Below are 17,996 nucleotides of genomic sequence, written 5' to 3' on the forward strand. Positions count from 1 at the left end.
CGTAAAGGTCAGCCGATGTTGTCGACGGCCGCCTTCGCGCGGGCCAGTGTCTGGTGGGCCGTGCCGTCGTTCTTCTCCAGCGTGGAACGGAGCAGGTGGATGATGTTCTTGACCTCCTGCGATGTCGCCTGCCAGCGGAGTTCCTTGCCGTGGTACTCGTCGGCCACGCCATCCGCCGCGAAGTCGCTCATCGCGGCCTTGACCTGGCCGTCCCGGGCCGTGATGACCAGTTCGAGCTGGGCGATCACCGTCTGGAGGTTGCCCTGCACCTCGGTCGATGCGCCGGTGTCGTACGAGCGCCGGTCCGTGTTGCCGCCGTGTCCCGCCATAACTCTTTGTCTCCCCGTCAGAAATATGTACGGATACGTCGAAAGTGCCGGTCGCGCCGGATCAGCGGCCGCCGAAGCGGGCCGCGTCGAAGTTGGCCGAAGCCATCTGCGTACGCGCGTTCTCGCCCTGCTCCTGCTCGCCCGAGCCGAACGCCGCGTCCATGCCCTGCTGGCCGCCCAGAATGCCGGAGAGCGAGGCGTTCAGCGCCGCGGTGATCTCGTCGGAGCGGTTCTTGAAGTCGTCGAACGCGATCTTGCCCGCGCCGTTGAACTTGCCTTCCAGCGGCTCCGCCGCGGCGATCAACTGCCGGATCAGCGTGCCCAGATCGGTGCTGGAGCCCTGCGAGTGCTTGAGCAGCGTCGACAGGACCGTGGACCCCATGTCGAACTTCATCGGCTTCCCCCTATGCGTCGAAACCCCGAACGGATGTATCCGTCCCAGCATCATGTCTATCAATCCGCGCGTCGCTACTGCAATCTGCAATCGGCCATATCGCCACGGCGGCCGGGAGAGCGGACCGGCGCCCCCGGCGTCCGCGCTTTGCGAAGTGGTACGTCAGTGCGGTACGTACACCGTCTGCGTCAGCCGGTTCGGGCGCCCCCGCTGGATGAACACCCCCCGGCCAGGAGGCTGTTGGGCGGCGTACACGCCGGGGAAGAGCTGGCCCTCGCTGCGGTCGCCGGACATCACCAGCGCCGAGGCCCCCGACTCCCGCAGGCTCTGCACCACCGGCTCGTACATCCCGCGCGCAGCACCCGCCACGCGCCGCGACAGGACGAAGTGCAGGCCGATGTCCACGGCGGAGGGGATGTACGGGAGGAACGCGGCCAGCGGCGACTGGCCCGCCGTCGTCAGCACGTCGTAGTCGTCCACCAGGACCACGATGCGCGGGCCCGTGCCCCAGCTGCCCGGCTCCAGATCCTCCAGAGGGGCGTTCTCGTCCGGCAGCCGCTTCTCCAGCTCGGAGGCGATCGCGGCCGAAAGGCCCATGCAGAGCTTGGAGTTGTACGCGTAACCGCCGTTCAGCTCCTCCGGGACCACCCCGCGCAGCGACCGCCGGGGGTCCATCACCGCGAAGACGAGGTCGTCCTCGCCGTAACGGTCGGCGAGACCCTGGGCGACCGCCCGCAGCAGGTTCGTCTTGCCGCACTCGCTGTCGCCGAGCACCAGCAGGTGCTGGTCGTGGCCGAACAGGTCCAGCAGCACGGGCGCCAGGGCCGACTGGTCCAGGCCCAGCGGCACCCGCTCCGGCTCCGCCGCCCGGCCGGGCAGCAGGGACGGTTCGAGCAGGTGCGGCAGCACCCGTACCGGCTGGGCGACCTCGCCGTGCCAGGTGGCCCGGACCGTGCGCGCGGCGCGTTCGAGGACCGCGCCCAGCTCCGCCGTCTCCGCGACCCCGTCCGTGCGGGGCAGGGCCACCTGGGCGAAGAGCTTCCCGTCGGTGAGGACGCGGCCCGGCTCGTCGGGGGAGAGGGTCTCGGCGAGCTTGCGGTCGACGCTCGACTCGCCCGGGTCGTTGAGCCGCAGCTCCACGCGGGTGCCGAAGTTGGACTGGATCGCGATGCGCACGTCGTTCCACCGGAGCATCCCGGCGACGACGTGGATGCCGTAGCCGCCACCCCGCTTGAGGATGTCCGCGACCGCGTCGTCCAGCTCGTCGAAGTCGTCGCGCAGCGCGCCGAACCCGTCGATGACGAGGACGATCTCGGCGGACGCCAGCTGCGGCAGGCCGCCCGCCGCGTGCAGGGCGCGCAGCTGCTCGACCGAGTCGATGCCGTGCTCGCGGAACAGCTCCTCGCGCAGGGTGAGCATCGCGCGCACCTCCTCGACCGTGCGCGCGGCCCGCTCCCGGTCGGCGCGGCCGGCCACGCCGCCGACGTGCGGCAGCTCGGCGAGGGCCTGGAGGCCGCCGCCGACCAGGTCGAGGCCGTAGACGCCGACCTCCTGCGGGGTGTGCGTGAGCGCGAGCGAGAGGACCAGGGTGCGCAGCAGCGTCGTCTTGCCGGACTGCGGGCCGCCGATGACCGCCGCGTGCCCGCCGGCCACCGTGAGGTCCAGGAGCCACTGCCCCTGCCACTGCTTGGCCGGGTCGTCCAGCAGCCCGAGCGGCACCAGCAGCGGGCCCCGCTGCCGGGTGCCCGGCCTCCCCGCGTCCGGGCGCACCCCGGTCAGCCGCATCCCGCGCGGCCCGGCGTCCAGCGGTCCGGCGACGGCGTCCAGGGTGACGGCATGGGGCAGCGGGGGCAGCCAGATGCTCCGTACGCCGGGTGCGGCGCCGGTCAACTGGTCCACCATGACCGCGAGTTCGGTCGGCCCGGTCTCGCGGCGGCGGGCCGGGGGCTCGTGGTCCTGCGGGGCGCTCTCCGGCCCGGCGAGGGTGTTGTACGCCTCGTACGGGAGGGCGAGCGGCCCGGTCTCCTCCTCGTCGGCGCTCCGCACGGGCCCCCGGTACGCGCCGGAGACGTAACCCGCCTTGAAGCGCGTGTAGTGGCTGGTGTCCACCTTGAGGAAGCCGAAGCCGGGCAGCGGCGGCAGGTGGAAGGCGTCCGTGGTGTCCAGGACCATCCGCGACTCGTCGGCGGAGAAGGTCCGCAGGCCGAGGCGGTACGAGAGATAGGTCTCCAGGCCCTTGAGCTTGCCGCTCTCGATGCGCTGGCTGGACAGCAGCAGATGCACGCCGATGGACCGGCCGATCCGGCCGATGGAGAGGAACAGGTCGATGAAGTCCGGCTTGGCGGTGAGGAGTTCACCGAACTCGTCGATCACCACGAACAGGTGCGGCAGCGGCTCCAGGTCCGGCCGCTTCTGCGCGCGCAGCGCCGCGTAGTCCCCGATGTCCGCGACGTTGCCCGCGTCCTTCAGGGCCTGCTGGCGGCGCTTGACCTCGCCGGCGAGCGAGGAGTGCACCCGTTCGACCAGACCCGCCTGGTTCTCCAGGTTGGTGATGACCCCCGCGACGTGCGGCAGGTCCGCGAACGGGGCGAAGGTGGCGCCGCCCTTGTAGTCGACCAGGACGAGCGCCAGGTCCTCCGGCGGATGGGTGGCCGCCAGGCCGAGGACGAGGGTGCGCAGCAGCTCCGACTTGCCGGAGCCCGTCGCGCCCACGCACAGCCCGTGCGGGCCCATGCCCAGCTCGGAGGACTCCTTGAGGTCCAGGAGCACCGGCTCGTGCGCGTCGCTGATCCCGATCGGCACCCGCAGGAAGGCGCGTTCGCCGCGCGGCGCCCACAGCCGGTCCAGGTCCAGCGCCGCCACGTCCTGGATGCCGAGCATCGCGGCGAACTCGACCGGACCGGCCAGCGGCGCGTCGGCCAGGGACTCGGCGGACAGACGCAGCGGCGCGATCATCCGGGCCAGGCCCTCCGCGAAGTCCACCCCGACCTCGTCCACGGTGCCGTGCGCCTCGACGGTCTCCGCCGCGCGCAGGTCCTCCACGACCACGTCGGTGGAGTCCACGGTGAGGCGCACGTTGACGTGGTCCGGCTCCTGGACCCGCCGGTCGAGCAGGTGCACCACGGTCACGCCCATCTCGCGCAGCCCGACCGCGTCGTCGGGGCGCGGCAGGTCCACGGCGTCCTCGCCGTGCCCGTCGACCACCACGAGCAGCCGGGAGTTCATCGCGAGCGCGTCCCGTCCGGCCAGGCCCCGGCGCACCTCGGCGGCGTAGGAGGCGCGGCGGCGCAGCTCGGGTCCGAGGAGGCGGGCCAGCCGGGCGGCGGAAGGCGCGATGCGGCGGGCGGCGACCGGACCGTCGGACTGCTCGGGGTCGAGCAGATGCGGCAGCCACTTGGCCCACTCCCAGTCGGCCATGCGCTCACCGGAGGCGGCGACCGCGATCGCCACGTCGTCCGGCGCGTGCAGGGCGGCCGCCTGGACGAGCAGGGCGCGCACGACCCGCAGGCCGTCCTCGCGGGGGCCGACCACGCTGACGTTCCCGGCCCGGTCCAGCGGGACGGTCAGGGGCAGCTCGGTGCCGTTGCGGAACCGCTTCACCACGGCCGACGCCTCGTTGAGCATGAAGAGGTCGGGCGGGGTGAGGACGGACGAGCCCTGCTCGCCGATCCGGAGGTCCCGCAGCGGCATCTCGCCCGTGCCGGCCCGTATCCGCAGGAAGTCGTCGTCGGCCCTGCGCCGCTCCCAGAGGCGGGCCGGGTCGCGCACGATGTCGTAGAGGGCGTACGGGGACGGGTTCAGCACGTCCGCCTGCTCGCGCCGGGCCCGCTCCTCGGCCGACAGCTCCTCGCGCAGGTCCTCCACATAGGCGAGATACGCCTCGCGCTGGGTGCGCCGGGTCCGCTGCGCCTTGCCGCGCTGGGAGAGCAGCAGCACCGCCGAGCCGATGACCGTGACGACGAGGATGATCGCGCCGAGCCCGGCGAACTGGCTGTTGCGGACCACCGTCATCATCACCACGGACGACATGACCCCGGCGACCGGGAGCAGCGACATCGCGATGTTCCCGGACTTGCCCTCGGGCAGGTTGGGCGGCGCCTCGATGGTGCGCGGCTCGGAATCGGCCGGCGGGCGCGTGGTGCGGGCGGGGCGGTGGATCAGGCGGGTGCTCATCGGCTCCGTCCGGGGATCTCGGCCGGGTGGGCGTACGGGCTCGGGCACGGTGTCGCGCGGCGGACGGGAAGGGCGGGACAGGCCATCGGCACCGGGATCACCGGCGCTTCTGGGACAGCTCGAAGACCTCGGCGGCGAGGCGGGTGGCGGCCAGCCGGGCCGGGCGGGCGAGCAGTCCGGTGCGCAGCGGTCCGCCCGCCGCCAGGTGCCGGTCGTAGGGCAGGACGTGGACGCGGGCGCCGGTCGTCGCGAGGCGTTCGGCCGCCGCGTCGATGTCGATGCCGGGGCGCGGGGTCGTCACGGAGAGCGCGACGACGGTCCCCTCGATGACGTGCCGGGGCAGCGCCCGGAGCCATTGCAGCACGGCGTACGTGCTGGTCACGCCGTCGAGCGTGGCGGGGGCCGCGAGCACCCGGGCCTGCGCGGCGGACAGGGCGACCCGGGCGACCTCGGCGGGCAGCGTCTCGCAGTCCACCACGGTCACCCCGAAGTAGCGGCGCAGGGCGACCATCACCCGTTCGTACGTGACGGTGTCGACCATGGCCCCGATCCGGCCCTGGCTCCCGGGCAGCAGCCAGGCGTTGTCCGGGAGCTGGACGAGATAGCCGGTGACGTCGAGCAGCGACATCTGCGGCGCGGCGATGTCCGCCAGGTCGGCGGTGGTCCACCGCAGCGTCTCGGCGCCCAGCCGCAACGGCAGCGAGCCCAGGGCCGGGTCGGCCTCCACGAGGAGGACCGGGTCCTGCCGGTAGTGCGCGTACGTGGTGCCGAGCAGCGCGGTCACCGTCGTCTTGCCGGCGCCGCCCCGGATGGACGTGACCGCGATCTGCCGCCCCGTCGTCACCGGCTGCTGGAGCACTTCGGCGGTACGGGTGAGCGCGGCGACCTCCCGCGCGGCGGACCCGGAGACGATACGGCGCACGGCGCGCGCGGCCCGTACGACGGCCGCCTCACCGCGCACCGGCCGCCGCGCCACGGCGGCCATCGCCTGGTCGAGGACGGGGAGCGAATCGGGGGTGGGCGGAGGCGCGGGGGTCCCGGGCCAGGCGCCGGCGGCGGGCCCGGCCGGGGCGGGGGCGTGCGTCGCCTCCCGCGCGGGGGCGGCCGGGGCGGCGGGCTCGGGCCGCGCACGCGGCACCGCGGGGCGCGGGTCCGCCGGGGTCCCGGTGTCGCCGGCCCCGGCCGGGTCCGGCCCCTTCAGGTCGCGCAGGAGGTCGCCCTGCCAGTTGTGGTCCGCGTTCGGCATGTCTGCCCTTCTTCGCCGCTTCGATGCCCCGCCGGGAGCGCCCGCGTCGGTGGTGTCGGAGTCGTCAGAACTTGTTCAGCAGCTGCCCGTAGACGCCGAACACCCCGACCGCGAGCGGGAAGAGCCCCACGACGCCGATGGACTCGATGAGGTCGGCCGTCCGCCGCAGCCGCACCCGTACGTGCTCCGGCGGCTCCGCCACCAGCGCGAGCAGGGGCAGCAGCGCCGCCGCGCACAGGACCGCGACCGGCCCCGCGCCCCCGGAGTGGTCCAGCCACAGCACCACCAGCCGCACCGACACGAACGCGGCGGCGGCGAACAGCGCCACCACCTCCGCCACCAGCGGGAACGCCCGCGCCCGGGACAGCAGCACCACCGCCACCAGGCACGCCAGCAGCACCGTCCACACCGTCGGCCGGTCCGCCGTGGTGAGGAGGTACCCGCCGGCGGCGGCCGAGACCCCCGTGACGAGCGTCGCCAGGGCGAGGCCCCGGTGCGTGGCGGCCAGCGCGTTGCCCACGTCGTGGCGGCTGACCGAAGCGCCTCCCGAACGGCGGTCGTCCAGCCCCGTGAGGCCGGACGCCATCAGGGCGAGCCGGGGGAGCAGGCCGAGGAGGACCACGGAGAACACGGCCATCACGGCGCCGAGCCGGGCCCGGTCCTCCGCCACGGCGGCGACGACCTCCCAGACCCCCGTCACCACGGCCGTGGCCAGCCCGCCGATCAGCCCGCCCCGGCCCAGCGGCGACAGCAGCCCGAGCAGCACCAGCGACAGGGCGACCGCCCCGGCCACGGCCGCCAGCCGCAGCGCACCGGACCAGTCGTGGGCGTCGGCGGCCGTCCACGCCGTGAGGACGCCGAGAGCGGCCGAGACGAGGAGCAGCGCGGTCGCCGGCGAGCGGTTGCCCCGGCCGAGCCGGGCGACCAGGGCGCCGGCCACCAGCAGCAGGGCCGTGACGCCCGTCAGCGCCCCGGCCAGGGCGCCCAGCGGGAACTCGCGGCGGGCGAGCAGTGCGGCGATCACCGCGAAGACCACGGCCGCCGCGCCCGCGCCGGCACGGCGGGCGGCCGGACGCCAGCGCCAGGTCTGGAGGTCCAGGCTGTCGGCCACCTGGTCCGTGACGTCGTGGACCACGGGGGCCGGCGGGGCCGCGTGGATGCGGACCAGCCGGAGCACGGCACCGTCGCCGATGCCCGCCGAGGCCAGGGTGGCGTCGAGCGGCAGCGCCGAGCCGTCGGCGGTGAGCAGCTGCCTGGTCAGCGGGCGGGACGCGGCCCGGTCGTCCAGCAGCCGGAGAATGTCCGGAAGGAGCTGCCCGACCGGGGTGTCGGACGGCAGGACGAGATCCGCGCGGCGCCGCTCGCCGACGAGGGTCACCCGGCTCATTTCCGCTCGGGAAGCCATTGCCGTACTCACTGACGAAAACCAATCATCGCGACGTCCAGGAATTCGGGGTGAACCGGTCAGCGGTTGTACTGCTGGTACTGCCGCTGCTGCTTCTCCTGCTCGGCCTTCTGCTTGTCCAGGGTGTGCTGGAGGAAGGACCAGCCGACGCAGCCCGCGCACAGCACGGCGGTGATCGCGATGCCCGCGAACACCTTGCCCAGGCGCTCGTCGGCCGTCCGCCGCGCACGGCCGGTGCCGAACAGGAGCGCGTCGCGCATCCGCCGGCGGCGTACTCCCACCGACTCCAGCAGCTGACTGTCGTAATCCCGCGCCATGCGACCCCCCTTTGCCACTGCAACATAAGCCATGGGGCGCTGCAGGGGACACCTCAGGGTGGCCGGATCAGGGGGCGCGGGTGGTTTCATCCGTTCCGGTGGGTGAGTGGACGAAACGTACACTTCAGTCCGGCCCCGCGGCCGCCTAGCGTCGCCTCGGCACACGCATCCCAGGAAAGGGCACCCCCCTCATGACCAGCAACGAGACGCCCCGCGGCCCCGTCGACTCCTCGCGCATCCCCCGGTACGCCGGGCCCGCGACGTTCGCCCGGCTGCCCCGCCTGGACGAGGTCGGCACGGCGGACGTGGCCGTCGTCGGGGTGCCGTTCGACTCGGGTGTCTCCTACCGGCCCGGCGCCCGCTTCGGCGGCAACGCGATCCGTGAGGCGTCGCGCCTGCTGCGCCCCTACAACCCGGCGCAGGACGCCTCGCCGTTCGCCCTGGCGCAGGTCGCCGACGCGGGGGACATCGCGGCCAACCCGTTCAACATCGAGGAGGCCGTGGAGACCGTCGAGGCGGCGGCCGACGAACTGCTGTCCACGGGCGCCCGGCTGATGACGCTCGGCGGCGACCACACCATCGCGCTGCCGCTGCTGCGCTCCGTCGCCAAGAAGCACGGCCCGGTCGCGCTGCTCCACTTCGACGCCCACCTCGACACCTGGGACACCTACTTCGGCGCCGCCTACACCCACGGCACGCCGTTCCGCCGGGCCGTCGAGGAGGGCGTCCTCGACACCTCGGCGCTCTCCCACGTCGGCACGCGCGGCCCGCTCTACGGCAAGCAGGACCTGACCGACGACGCCAAGATGGGCTTCGGGATCGTCACCTCGGCCGACGTGATGCGCCGCGGCGTGGACGAGATCGCCGACCAGTTGCGGCAGCGCATCGGCGACCGGCCGCTGTACATCTCGATCGACATCGACGTGCTGGACCCGGCGCACGCGCCCGGCACCGGCACCCCCGAGGCCGGCGGCCTCACCTCCCGCGAGCTCCTGGAGATCGTGCGCGGGCTGTCCTCCTGCCACCTGGTCTCCGCGGACCTGGTCGAGGTCGCCCCCGCGTACGATCACGCGGAGATCACCTCCGTCGCCGCCTCGCACACCGCGTACGAGCTGACGACGATCATGACCCGCCAGATCGCGGAGGCCCGGCAGCGTTGAGTCACGACCACCACGACGAGCGGCCCGAGCTCACCCCGGCGCAGATCGAGGCCGCGCTGAATCCCCCGCCCGGGCGGACCGGCGGCGACCTCGTCATCGAGACGCTGCGCGGGCTCGGCGCGACCACGGTCTTCGGGCTGCCCGGACAGCACGCGCTGGCGCTGTTCGACGCGCTGCGCCGCTCGTCGCTGGAGTACGTGGGGCTGCGCGTCGAGAACAACGCGGGCTTCGCCGCCGACGCCTACGGGCGGATCACCGGCGAGGTCGCCCCGCTGTTCCTGTCCACCGGGCCCGGCGCGCTGACCTCGCTCGCCGCGCTCCAGGAGGCGGCGGCCGCCTCCGCGCCGGTCCTCGCGGTCTCCAGCCAGATCCCGGTCAGGGGTCTGGGCGGCGGACGCCACGGCCATCTCCACGAACTGCGCGACCAGCAGGCGTCGTTCCGGGACGTGGTGAAGTCCGTCCACACCGTGCGCGCCGCCTCGCAGATCCCGTCCGCGATCGCCGCCGCCTGGGAGTCCGCGCTGACGGCCCCGCACGGCCCCGTCTGGGTCGAGATCCCGCAGGACGTCCTGGACGCGGAGACCGCGCTGCCCGTCGTCCTCGCCCCGGACGCCACCCCGCGCGAGCTCCACGCCCGCCCGGAACTCATCGCGGTCGCCGCGCACCTGCTGTCCCACGCGGAGCGCCCGGCGATCGTCGCGGGCGGCGGAGTCGTACGGTCGGACGCGTCCGGCAAGCTGCGCGCGCTGGCCGAGAAGCTCGACGCCCCGGTCGTCACGACGTACGGCGGGAAGGGCGCCTTCCCCTGGGGCCACCCGCTCTCGCTCCAGTCGTGGGTGGAGGACCGGCACGTCACCGACTTCCTGGAGGACGCCGACGTCCTGCTCGTCGTCGGCTCCGGACTCGGCGAACTCTCCTCGAACTACTACACGTTCGCCCCGCGCGGCCGGGTGATCCAGATCGAGGCGGACGCAGGCAAGCTGGAGGCCAACCTCCCGGCGCTCGGCATCCACGCGGACGCCCGCGACGCGCTCGCCGACCTCATCGACGCGGTCGCCCCGCGCGAGGACCCGGCCGCCGCCGACCGGGCCGCCGGGGTCCTCGCCCGGGTCCGGGACCGGATCGCCGGCCAGGGCCGGGACCTGGAGCAGGGCCTTCTCGCCGCGATCCGGACCGCCCTGCCCGACACCTCGCCCAGCTTCTGGGACATGACGATCCTCGGCTACTGGGCCTGGGCCGCGTTCGACGCCCGCCGCCCGAACACCATGCACTCCGCCCAGGGCGCGGGCGGCCTCGGCTACGCGTTCCCGGCGGCGCTGGGCGCGGCGGTGGCCGACCCGGCGCGGCCGGTCCTCGCGGTCTCCGGCGACGGCGGCGCGATGTACTCGGTCGCGGAACTGGCCACCGCCCGGCAGTACGGCCTGCCGGTGACCTGGCTGATCGTGGACGACGGCGGCTACGGCATCCTGCGCGAGTACCTGACCGGTGCGTTCGGCGAGACCACCGGTACGGAGCTGGCCCGCCCGGACTTCACGGCCCTCGCCGAGTCCTTCGGCGTCCCCGCCGTCCGTACGAGCCCCGAGACGCTCGCCGCCGACCTGGCCGAGGCGTTCGGACGGCCGGGACCCTCGGTCGTCGTCCTCCCGGTCCACCTGACGATGTTCGAGCCGACGCACAGGTAACAGGCCCTCATCGGCCCCTGTGGCGCGTACAACCTTCCGGCCCCCCGGGAGTCATCTCTTGCGGGCGCGCCGGGGGGGCCGCCCGCAGGAACCATTCAGGGGGAACGCTCCATGACCATGTCCCGTACCACCGGGCGCACCCGCGCCGCGCTCTGTGCCGCCGTCGCGGCCGGGGTCCTCGCACCCATCGCCCTCGTCGCGGCGCCCGCGTCCGCCGCGACCGCGCAGGTGAGCTGCACCTCCAAGCGGGCCGGGCTCGCCGCCCAGCTGACCAAGGACATCACCGCAGCGCTCAAGGGCCGCAAGTCCACCGTCGCGCTCGCGCTCTACGACCGGTCCACCAACACCACGTGCACGCTGCGCGCGACGAGCACGTACGACTCCGCGAGCGTCGTGAAGGCGACCGTGCTGGCCACGCTGCTGTGGGACAACGCCAAGCACAACCGCTACCTCACCCAGCGCGAAATCGACCTCAGCACCAAGATGATCACCAAGTCCGACAACGACGCGACCACCAGCCTGTGGAAGCAGCTCGGCGTCAGCAAGGTCAACGCCTTCCTCAAGGCGGCCGGGATGAGCCACACCGTGCCCGGCTCCGGCGGCTACTGGGGCCTGACCCAGATCACGGCCCAGGACGAGCAGCGGCTGCTGACCCTGCTCACCTCGAAGAACTCCGTGCTCACCGACAGCGCCCGCTCCTACGAACTGGGGCTGATGAAGAAGGTCGTCTCCTCGCAGCGCTGGGGCACCCCGGCCGGCGCCGTGACCGGGACCACCGTCCAGGTCAAGAACGGCTGGCTGCCGCGCGCCACGCACGGCTGGCGGGTCCACAGCATCGGCGCCTTCACGGGCAACGGCCACGACTACGGGCTGACCGTGCTCACCCAGGACAACAAGACGATGAACGACGGCATCAACACCATCCAGGCCGTCGCCCGGGCCGTCCACAAGGACCTCAACCCGCGCATCATGCAGCCCAGGGCCGTCGCCGTCCCCGCCGCCCCGCAGGAAGCCGTCCCGCCGGTCCCGGAGGCTCCCGCCGGCCGCATGCTCACCGCCAAGCGGAGCTAGCGGGCCTTCCGCCCGGTTCGGGAGCGGGCCCGGACCGGACGGGGGACCCGGCCCGCAGCGCGGGTCAGGTGTGGGAGAGGGCGAAGGAGACGAGGAAGCCGCTCACCGTGACGAGGCCGATCGCCAGGTGGGCCTCCTGGAACGCCTCCGGGATCATGGTGTCGGCGACCATCGCGAGGATCGCCCCGGCGGCGACGGCGGTCACGGCGGCGATCACGGCGGGGGAGAAGCCGCCGACCACGCTGTAGCCGAGAACCGCGGAGAGGGTGCCGGCGGCGGCGATGGCACCCCACACGCCGAAGACGTAGGCCTTTCCGCGGCCGGCCTTCTTCATTCCGGCCGAACTGGACAGCCCCTCGGGCACGTTGCTGATGAAGACCGCCGCCACGGTCACGAGGCTCACCGCACCGCCGTCGAGCAGGCTCACACCGATGACCGCCGACTCGGGAACGCCGTCGAGCAACGCACCGAAGGCCAGCGCGAGGCCCGAGCCGCTCTGCTGGGCCTCGGAGGGCTGGGCCTGCTTCCGATCGTGCCCGGACCGTTTGCGGTGCCGGGCGCCCCGGCCCGCCAGCCACATGTTCCCGCCGGTGTAGGCCAGGGCGCCGGCCAGCGTGCCGACTGCCGCGGGCATCAGTCCCGCCTGCTCGTACGCCTCCCCGACCAGTTCGAAGCTGACCGCGGACAACAGGACCCCGGCCCCGAAGGCCATCACCGTCGCGATCACCTTCTGCGGAATCCGCAGACCGTACCCCGCCACCGCCCCGACCAGCAGCGCCGAACCCGCCACCAGCCCCCACATACCCGCCTGAACCGCTCCCGCCATGATCCCCTGGGTACCCGGTACGGACGGCGCCATGTGCGTCCGCGCCGGAGTCCGGGGGCCATCCGGCCCGGACCCGGCACCGATACGGGTGGAACAGGGCGACGAACCAGAGGAACGGCGGGCGAAGATGGACGGTGACACGACCTCGGCGCGGGTGCACCCACCCGTGCGGCTGGTGCTCGTCTCGGACACCCATGTCCCGCGGCGCGCCAAGCGGCTCCCCGGTGAACTGCTGGACGAGGTGGACCGCGCGGACGTCGTCATCCACGCCGGGGACTGGGTCGACGTCGCCACCCTCGATCTGCTGGAGCGACGCGCCCGGCGCTTGGTCGGCGTGTACGGCAACAACGACGGCCCCCCGCTGCGGGCCAGGCTGCCCGAGGTGGCCCGTGTTCGGCTGGGAGGCATGCGTTTCGGCGTCGTCCACGAGACCGGCGCCTCCCGCGGCCGGGAGGCGCGCTGCGCCGCGCTCTACCCGGACCTGGACGTCCTGGTCTTCGGCCACAGCCACATCCCCTGGGACACCCGGGCACCGGGCGGGCTGCGCCTGCTGAACCCCGGGTCGCCGACGGACCGCAGACGGCAGCCGTACTGCACGTACATGACGTGCACGGTGACGGACGGCGCACTCACCGAGGTCACCCTGCACCGCCTGCCCGGACGCTGAGCCGGACGTGACGCCTGCGCACCCGGGGCCCGGCGCGGTGTCGTCATCCGGGCGGGCGAGGGCCGCTACGCCCCGGGCCCGATCCCCTTGCCGGGAGCCTGCGCCGGAAGGCGTGTCCGAGCCGCCGCGGGGGCGGATGTGGGCGAGCGGCGCCGGTGACAGCCTCGGGGTGTCGCCACTCGCTCCGCCATCGAGGAGCCGTCCTGTGACCAGCAGCGCGTTGCCGTCCGCCCCCGCGCTCCCTGCCCCCACGGCCCCCGCCCCGTTGTGGGCGCGGCGTGCGGCGTCCGCGGTCCTATGGGCGTCGATGCCCTCGGCGCTGTGGCGGTTCGCCGTGGTGGCCGGTGTCCCGTTGGGGCTTGCCGAGTCCGAGTACGACGCGATGCTCATTCCCGGCTGGGGATACCTCGTCGTGCCGTTGCTCTCCGTGTTCCAGGAAGCCCTGGCCTTCCTGACGCTGGGGCTCGTGCGGCCCTGGGGCGAAGTGTGGCCGCGGTGGATCCCGCACCTGGGCGGGCGCCGCGTTCCCGTCATGGCCGCGACCGGGCCGGCGGCGGTGGGGGCGCCGGCCTGCACGGTCTACGGCGTGCTCTTCGTCTGGACGACGCTGCACGCCGACATGGCGATCACACCGTGGGGACAGTGGGTGATGAACCTCTGCTACCTGCCGATCATCGCGTGGGGGCCGCTGCCGGCGGTCGTCACCGCCCACTACCACCGGCGTCGCACACGCCCCTGACCGGCCCGGGCCGCGCTCGGCGCCGACCCGCACGAGCAGGGCGGTGAAGACCTTCTCCTTGCCCCCGCCGCCGGCCGGCCGGGAGGAAGGACCTAGGTCCCAGGTCCCGTATTTGTTGCGGAGGGATGAAATCCGCACCACACCGTGTTGGTGCCTTCCGTCGGATCAGGTCGGACGGGAGGCACCGGGTGGCGGACGCACGGGAGACGCAACAGGGGCAGCGGGGTGGCTGGGCGCGGAGACTGAGCGGCTACGCCTGGCGGTACCGGCGCAATGTCCTGCTGGCGCTCGGCTCCTCGCTCGCGGGCATGGCCGTGATGGCCCTCGTCCCCCTGATCACTAAGGTGATCATCGACGATGTGGTCGTCGGCCACACCCGCTCCCTCGCCGTCTGGACCGGCCTGCTGATCGTGGCGGCCGTCCTCGTCTACGCCTCCACCTACATCCGCCGCTACTACGGCGGCCGGCTCGCCCTCGACGTCCAGCACGACCTGCGGACCGGCATGTACGGGACGATCACCCGGCTGGACGGCAGGCGTCAGGACGAGCTGTCCACCGGTCAGGTCGTCGGGCGCGCCACCAGCGACCTCCAGCTCATCCAGAGCCTGCTCTTCATGCTCCCGATGACCATCGGCAACGTGCTCCTGTTCCTGATCTCCCTGGTCATCATGGCCTGGCTGTCGCCGCTGCTGACCCTCGTCGCCGTCGCCGTCGCCCCCGCCCTCTGGTACATCGCCCGCCGCTCCCGCGCCCGCCTCTTCCCCGCCACCTGGTACGCCCAGTCGCAGGCGGCAGCCGTCGCCGGCGTCGTGGACGGAGCCGTCTCCGGCGTCCGCGTCGTCAAGGGCTTCGGACAGGAGGAGCAGGAGACCGGCAAGCTGCGCGAGGTCGGCCGCAGGCTGTTCGCCGGCCGGCTGCGCACCATCCGGCTGAACTCCCGCTACACCCCCGCCCTCCAGGCCGTGCCCGCCCTCGGCCAGGTCGCGATGCTGGCCCTCGGCGGCTGGCTGGCCACCCGGGGCGAGATCACCCTCGGCACGTTCGTCGCGTTCTCCACGTACCTCGCGCAGCTCGTCGGCCCGGTCCGGATGCTCGCCATGGTCCTCACCGTCGGCCAGCAGGCCCGGGCCGGCGTGGAGCGCGTCCTGGAACTCATCGACACCGAACCCACCCTCACCGACGGCACCAAGGAGCTGCCCGCCGACGCCCCGGCGAGCGTCGAGTTCGACGACGTCCGGTTCGGCTACGCCCCGCAGCGCCCCGCCTCCGCCGGTGACGAGGACCTCGGGGGCGGGGCCGAGACCCGCCGCCCGGTCCTCGACGGCTTCTCGCTGACCATCGAACCCGGCGAGACCGTCGCCGTCGTCGGCGCCTCCGGCAGCGGCAAGTCCACCGTCTCGCTGCTGCTGCCGCGCTTCTACGACGTGACGCACGGCGCGGTCCTCGTCGGCGGCCACGACGTGCGGGAACTGACCCTGGACTCGCTGCGCGCCGCGATCGGGCTCGTTCCCGAGGACAGCTTCCTGTTCTCCGACACCGTCCGCGCCAACATCGCGTACGGCCTGCCCGGCGCCACCGACGAGCAGATCGAGCAGGCCGCCCGCTCCGCCCAGGCCCACCGCTTCATCGCCGAACTGCCGAACGGCTACGACACCAAGGTCGGCGAGCACGGACTCACCCTCTCCGGCGGCCAGCGCCAGCGCATCGCCCTCGCCCGCGCCATCCTCACCGACCCCCGCCTCCTCCTCCTGGACGACGCCACCTCCGCCGTGGACGCCCGCGTCGAGCACGAGATCCACGAGGCCCTGCGCCAGGTGATGGCCGGCCGTACGACGCTGCTCATCGCCCACCGCCGCTCCACCCTGAATCTCGCGGACCGCATCGCCGTCCTCGACGACGGCCGCCTCGCCGACCTCGGCACCCACGAGGAGCTGGAGCGCCGCTGCGCCCTCTACCGGCGCCTGCTCACCGACCCGGACGAGCTGGGCGCCCCGTCGCCAGGCCACCGCCCGGCCGCCGCCCCGAAGGCCGTCGAGAACGCGGAACGGGACCGCGCGCTCCAGGAGGAGATCGACGCCGAGTTCGACGCCGAGCGCGGCATCACGCCCGAGCTGTGGGTCCGCAGGGAGGAGGGCCGGGGCACCGACACGGCGGGCACGCCCGCCACGCCGGAACTGCTCGCCCAGGTGGACGCCCTGCCCCCGGCGAACGACACCCCGGACGTGGACGAGGCCCGCGCCGTGCACCCCGAGGACTCCTACGGGCTGCGCAGGCTGCTGCGCGGCTTCGGGCTGCCGCTCCTGGTCAGCCTCGGCCTCGTCGCCGTGGACGCCGGGGCCGGACTGCTGCTCCCGGTCCTGATCCGGAACGGCATCGACGACGGGGTCACCCAGCTCGCGCTGGGCGCGGTCTGGACGGCGTCCGCCTTCGCCCTGGCCGTCGTCCTCGTGCAGTGGGCGGCCCAGATCGGCGAGACCCGGATGACAGGCCGCACCGGTGAGCGGGTGCTGTACGCGCTGCGGCTGAAGATCTTCGCCCAGCTCCAGCGGCTGGGGCTCGACTACTACGAGCGCGAGCTGACCGGCCGCATCATGACCCGGATGACGACGGACGTGGACGCGCTGTCCACGTTCCTCCAGACCGGCCTGGTCACCGCCTTCGTCTCCGTCGTCACCTTCCTCGGCATCATGGTCGCGCTGCTGGTCCTCGACGTGGAGCTGGCCCTCGTCGTCTTCGCGACCCTGCCCGTTCTCGTCGTCGGGACCGTCTTCTTCCGCCGCAAGAGCGTCAAGGCGTACGAGCTGGCCCGGGAGCGGATCAGCGCCGTCAACGCCGACCTCCAGGAGTCCGTCGCCGGCCTCCGCATCGTGCAGGCGTTCCGACGCGAGCGGGACGGGGCCGACGCGTTCGCCGCCCGCAGCGACGAGTACCGCGAGGCGCGGGTGCGCGGGCAGTGGCTGATCTCCGTCTACTTCCCGTTCGTCCAGCTGCTGTCGTCGGTGGCCGCGGCGGCGGTGCTGATCGTCGGCGCGGGCCGGGTCGACGACGGCACGCTCACCGCGGGCGCGCTGGTCGCCTACCTGCTCTACATCGACCTGTTCTTCGCGCCCGTCCAGCAGCTCTCCCAGGTCTTCGACGGCTACCAGCAGGCCGCCGTCTCCCTCGGCCGCATCCAGGAACTCCTGCGCGAGCCCGCCTCCACCACCGACCGCGACGAGGCACGGCACGTCCGCGAGCTGCGCGGTGAGATCGCCTTCGAGGACGTGTCGTTCGCTTACGGGGACGAGGAGGCGGCCCTCCGGGGCATCGACCTGCGCATCCCGGCCGGGCAGACCGTCGCGTTCGTCGGGGAGACCGGGGCCGGGAAGTCGACCCTGGTCAAGCTGGTCGCCCGGTACTACGACCCGACGGACGGCAGGATCACGGTGGACGGCGCCGACCTGCGCGGCCTCGGGCTCACCGCGTACCGGCGCCGGCTCGGGGTCGTACCGCAGGAGGCGTACCTCTTCGCCGGGACCGTGCGGGACGCCATCGCCTACGGGCGGCCGGACGCCACCGACGCGGAGGTGGAGGCGGCCGCCAGGGCGGTCGGCGCGCACGACATGATCGCCACGCTGGACGGCGGCTACCTCCACGAGGTCGCCGAGCGGGGCCGCAACCTGTCGGCCGGACAGCGCCAGCTGATCGCGCTCGCCCGCGCCGAGCTGGTCGACCCGGACATCCTGCTCCTGGACGAGGCGACCGCCTCGCTCGACCTGGCCAGCGAGGCGCAGGTGAACCAGGCGACCGACCGGCTCGCGGGCCGCCGCACCACGCTGGTCGTCGCCCACCGCCTGACCACCGCCGCCCGCGCGGACCGGGTCGTGGTGATGGACCACGGCCGGGTCGTGGAGGACGGCACGCACGACGAACTCCTGGCCCGCGACGGGCACTACGCGGTGCTGTGGCGCACGTTCATAGGGGAGGACGAGCCGGCCGGGGTGTGAG

General features: G+C 73.5%; 13 protein-coding genes. 6 read left to right on the forward strand and 7 right to left on the reverse strand.

Annotated elements, in window-relative coordinates; genetic code table 11:
- Window positions 1-8: 8 nt before the first annotated feature.
- The 6 genes from ABZ565_RS13020 to ABZ565_RS13045 form a co-directional block, all read right to left on the reverse strand.
- A complete protein-coding gene (locus ABZ565_RS13020; RefSeq protein WP_361024524.1) occupies window positions 9-329 on the reverse strand; it encodes a pore-forming ESAT-6 family protein in 321 nt (106 codons plus the stop codon).
- Between the two features lie 61 nt (window positions 330-390).
- Window positions 391-723, reverse strand: a complete 333-nt coding sequence (locus ABZ565_RS13025; RefSeq protein WP_073965103.1) for a hypothetical protein — start codon at window positions 721-723, stop codon at window positions 391-393.
- A 162-nt stretch (window positions 724-885) separates the two neighbouring features.
- Complete coding sequence (eccCa, locus tag ABZ565_RS13030) at window positions 886-4,896, reverse strand: type VII secretion protein EccCa (RefSeq protein WP_361024528.1); 4,011 nt, start codon at window positions 4,894-4,896, stop codon at window positions 886-888.
- 97 nt (window positions 4,897-4,993) lie between these two features.
- Entirely contained in the window at window positions 4,994-6,142 is a 1,149-nt protein-coding gene (locus ABZ565_RS13035; protein ID WP_361024531.1) for a MinD/ParA family protein, read from the reverse strand.
- A 64-nt stretch (window positions 6,143-6,206) separates the two neighbouring features.
- On the reverse strand, window positions 6,207-7,547 hold the full coding sequence (eccD, locus tag ABZ565_RS13040; protein WP_361024534.1) for a type VII secretion integral membrane protein EccD: 1,341 nt from the start codon (window positions 7,545-7,547) through the stop codon (window positions 6,207-6,209).
- Window positions 7,548-7,606: 59 nt separating this feature from the next.
- Complete coding sequence (locus ABZ565_RS13045) at window positions 7,607-7,864, reverse strand: hypothetical protein (RefSeq protein ID WP_161212351.1); 258 nt, start codon at window positions 7,862-7,864, stop codon at window positions 7,607-7,609.
- A gap of 191 nt (window positions 7,865-8,055) precedes the next feature.
- Between ABZ565_RS13045 and speB the strand changes: the two genes are divergently transcribed.
- The 3 genes from speB to ABZ565_RS13060 all read left to right on the forward strand — a co-directional run bounded on the left by speB (window position 8,056) and on the right by ABZ565_RS13060 (window position 11,777).
- Window positions 8,056-9,024, forward strand: a complete 969-nt coding sequence (gene speB, locus ABZ565_RS13050; protein ID WP_361024537.1) for an agmatinase — start codon at window positions 8,056-8,058, stop codon at window positions 9,022-9,024.
- Complete coding sequence (locus tag ABZ565_RS13055; protein WP_361024540.1) at window positions 9,021-10,706, forward strand: thiamine pyrophosphate-binding protein; 1,686 nt, start codon at window positions 9,021-9,023, stop codon at window positions 10,704-10,706. The genes speB and ABZ565_RS13055 overlap by 4 nt, the downstream gene beginning before the upstream one ends.
- A 111-nt stretch (window positions 10,707-10,817) precedes the next feature.
- Window positions 10,818-11,777: a serine hydrolase gene (locus ABZ565_RS13060; RefSeq protein WP_361024543.1), complete on the forward strand. Its 960-nt coding sequence runs from the start codon at window positions 10,818-10,820 to the stop codon at window positions 11,775-11,777.
- A 64-nt stretch (window positions 11,778-11,841) separates the two neighbouring features.
- Here ABZ565_RS13060 and ABZ565_RS13065 read toward each other — a convergent pair whose 3' ends face one another.
- A complete protein-coding gene (locus tag ABZ565_RS13065) occupies window positions 11,842-12,603 on the reverse strand; it encodes a ZIP family zinc transporter (protein ID WP_361024546.1) in 762 nt (253 codons plus the stop codon).
- A 166-nt stretch (window positions 12,604-12,769) separates the two neighbouring features.
- Here ABZ565_RS13065 and ABZ565_RS13070 point away from each other — a divergent pair, with 166 nt between their 5' ends.
- The 3 genes from ABZ565_RS13070 (at window position 12,770) to ABZ565_RS13080 (ending at window position 17,995) form a co-directional block, all read left to right on the forward strand.
- Window positions 12,770-13,270 (forward strand): metallophosphoesterase, encoded by a 501-nt coding sequence (locus tag ABZ565_RS13070; RefSeq protein ID WP_361024765.1) that lies wholly within the window; start codon window positions 12,770-12,772, stop codon window positions 13,268-13,270.
- 205 nt (window positions 13,271-13,475) lie between these two features.
- Window positions 13,476-14,009: a hypothetical protein gene (locus ABZ565_RS13075; RefSeq protein ID WP_361024549.1), complete on the forward strand. Its 534-nt coding sequence runs from the start codon at window positions 13,476-13,478 to the stop codon at window positions 14,007-14,009.
- A gap of 188 nt (window positions 14,010-14,197) precedes the next feature.
- The gene (locus ABZ565_RS13080; protein ID WP_361024552.1) at window positions 14,198-17,995 is read left to right on the forward strand and encodes an ABC transporter ATP-binding protein; all 3,798 of its coding nucleotides are present in this window, start codon (window positions 14,198-14,200) and stop codon (window positions 17,993-17,995) included.
- Window position 17,996: the final 1 nt, after the last annotated feature.

The sequence above is a fragment of the Streptomyces sp. NPDC016469 genome (genome assembly GCF_040632905.1).
Classification (GTDB): Bacteria; Actinomycetota; Actinomycetes; order Streptomycetales; family Streptomycetaceae; genus Streptomyces.